This window comes from Sulfurovum sp. (assembly GCF_041551015.1).
Taxonomy (GTDB): Bacteria; Campylobacterota; Campylobacteria; order Campylobacterales; family Sulfurovaceae; genus Sulfurovum.
This window is the reverse complement of sequence record NZ_JBFENQ010000194.1, coordinates 1-2,404: the sequence shown is the minus strand read 5'-3', so window position 1 is coordinate 2,404 and position 2,404 is coordinate 1. Positions and strand designations below refer to the sequence as shown.

Sequence of the window (2,404 nt, the reverse complement as noted above, 5' to 3'; positions counted from 1 at the left end):
GTTTTTTGATCTCAACATAGGTGCTTACCATAGTGGTCTCTGGCACAGCATCGATGATATCATCTTTATCCATCTTAATGATATTGTCAAGCAGTTTTTTATGATTTGCTTTTAGCGTATCATTGAAAAGTGGAAGTTTATACTCTAAACGTTTAAGCTCTTTCTCAAAACTATCATCGCTTTTAAGTGCAGTTTCCATCGCTTTAACAAGTTCATTGATCAGTTTAGATGTTGGCCCAAGATTTAAAAGTGCAGCTTTAAGTGCTTCTTTTTTAAATGCAATTTTAAGACGCTCATGAAGAATCTTTACTTCATCATCTTCTATTTCTAAAAATGTATCTAGATCTTCACGTGCCTTCATCCACTCTTTTTTAGCTTTTTCAAGTTGCTTAAAGCTGTCAACAACCTGTTTCACTCTTTTATCATCTTTAGGTGCACTTGTTCCTTCTTCATCATCAGAATCATCAGAATCATCAGAATCATCTTTCTCTGCTTTTTCATCTTCAAAGCTTTTGAAAAGTTCTTTTACCCGTCTTTCACGATTGAGCAAAGGCTCTTTATAGTTGATAATGTAACCTATAAGGTAAGGAACAGAACAGATAGCATCGATAATGATATCTTCTCCCTCTTCGATACGCATAGAGAGATCCACTTCTTCTTCTTTAGTAAGTAGAGGAATCTTTCCCATTTCACGTAAATACATTCTAACAGGACTGTCTGAACGACTCCACTCAAGAAGTTCTTTTTCTTTATGAAGATCGAATTGGTCTTCTGTACTGCCCTCTGCAAGTTTTTTTCTTGCATCTTCTTTTCTTTTCTTCTCTTTGGTTGTGAGAAATTTAGCATACTCTGAAGCAGATACAACTTCTACTTTGGCATCATCGGCAAATTTATGGATCTTCTTTGCTTGTGCTGCTGTCGGCTGTTTAGCAAATTCTTTTGCGATGTTCTCAAGTGTGACTACATCACCTTTTTTCTTAGACTGAAATAATGTTTCGATACTTTTCATACTGTCTTTTGTTGCCATTAAAAACCTTTGATGTGTTGAGGTGAAAACCCTCAGATTTAATTAAGGTGGATTATACCGAAATTTTATTACTTTTAAGTACTCAATTTGTCAAATTTCATTTTTTTAGCTATAATCGCGAAAATTTTTGAGGATTTATTTCTCATTACGAAGGAATTGACTTTGCAAGGTAAAGTTTGGAAATTTGGTGACAATATCGATACGGATTTGATCATCGCAGCAAGATATCTCAATACAAGTGAGCCATCAGAATTGGCAAAATATGTAATGGAAGATGCAGACCCTGAGTTTGTTTCTAAGATGACAGAGGGTGACATTATCGTTGCTGGTGAAAACTTTGGGTGTGGTTCAAGTCGTGAGCATGCACCCATCGCACTAAAAGCAGCAGGGGTGAGTGCGGTTATCGCACCTACATTTGCACGTATTTTTTACAGAAATGCATTTAACATGGGACTTCCTATCTTTGAGCTTGCAGAAGCAACGGAGATCAATGAAGGTGACGTAGTTAGAGTAGATATGGATGCGGGTGAAGTGATCAATGTAACACAAGCTAAAACATATAAGTTTTCTCCTATTCCTGAATTTATGCAAGAGTTGGTAGATGCAGGCGGGCTTATTGCATTTGCAAAAAAAGAGATTGAAGCTAAAAAACAAAAAGAAGAGAAGGCATAATCCTATGAGTAAAAGTTATAAAATTGGTGTAATTAAAGGTGATGGGATCGGTCCTGAAATCATTGATGAAGCTATAAAAGTACTTGACGCAGTTTCTGTAACACAAGGGTTTAACCTTAAGTATGAAGAGATGCTGCTTGGCGGTGCTGCTATAGATGAAACGGGCGTACCATTACCAGAGGAGACTATCCAGGGAGTAAAGAAATGTGATGCTGTTCTATTTGGTGCGATCGGTGGACCAAAGTGGGACACACTAGAGAGACATTTACGTCCTGAAACTGGACTTTTAGGTCTTCGTAAAGAGATGGGAACATTTGCAAACCTCAGACCGGCAATGGTATATGATGAGTTAGTGAATGCATCTAGTCTTAAATCTGAGGTTATTCAGGGTGTAGATATTATGGTTGTACGTGAGCTTACTGGGGGTATCTATTTTGGTCAGCCAAGAGAACTTCAAAAAGATAAAGCATTTAATACAATGATCTATACTAGAGAAGAAGTACTGCGTATTGCTGTTGTTGCGTTTGATATCGCTATGAAACGTGATAAACGTGTCTGTTCTGTAGACAAAGCCAATGTACTTGAAGTAAGCCAGTTCTGGAGAGAGATCGTAGAAGAAGTAGCAAAAGATTACCCTGAAGTTGAGCTTTCTCATATGTATGTAGATAATGCTGCAATGCAACTTATTCGTGATCCTAAACAGTT

3 protein-coding genes are annotated in these 2,404 nt (G+C 37.2%); 2 read left to right on the top strand and 1 reads right to left on the bottom strand.

All coding sequences use genetic code 11. The features are described from left to right. Positions 1-1,027: sigma-70 factor domain-containing protein (locus tag ABZC96_RS09645; RefSeq protein ID WP_373030773.1), on the bottom strand; the 1,027-nt coding region annotated here is incomplete at its 3' end. 156 nt (positions 1,028-1,183) lie between these two features. Here ABZC96_RS09645 and ABZC96_RS09640 point away from each other — a divergent pair. Together ABZC96_RS09640 and leuB are read left to right on the top strand one after the other, a co-directional pair. Then, positions 1,184-1,699 carry a 3-isopropylmalate dehydratase small subunit gene (locus ABZC96_RS09640; RefSeq protein ID WP_373030771.1) on the top strand — a complete coding sequence of 172 codons (516 nt, stop codon included), beginning with the start codon at positions 1,184-1,186 and terminating at the stop codon, positions 1,697-1,699. Positions 1,700-1,703: 4 nt separating this feature from the next. Next, positions 1,704-2,404, top strand: a 701-nt coding sequence (gene leuB / locus ABZC96_RS09635) for a 3-isopropylmalate dehydrogenase (RefSeq protein ID WP_373030769.1), incomplete at its 3' end; no start/stop codon positions are given.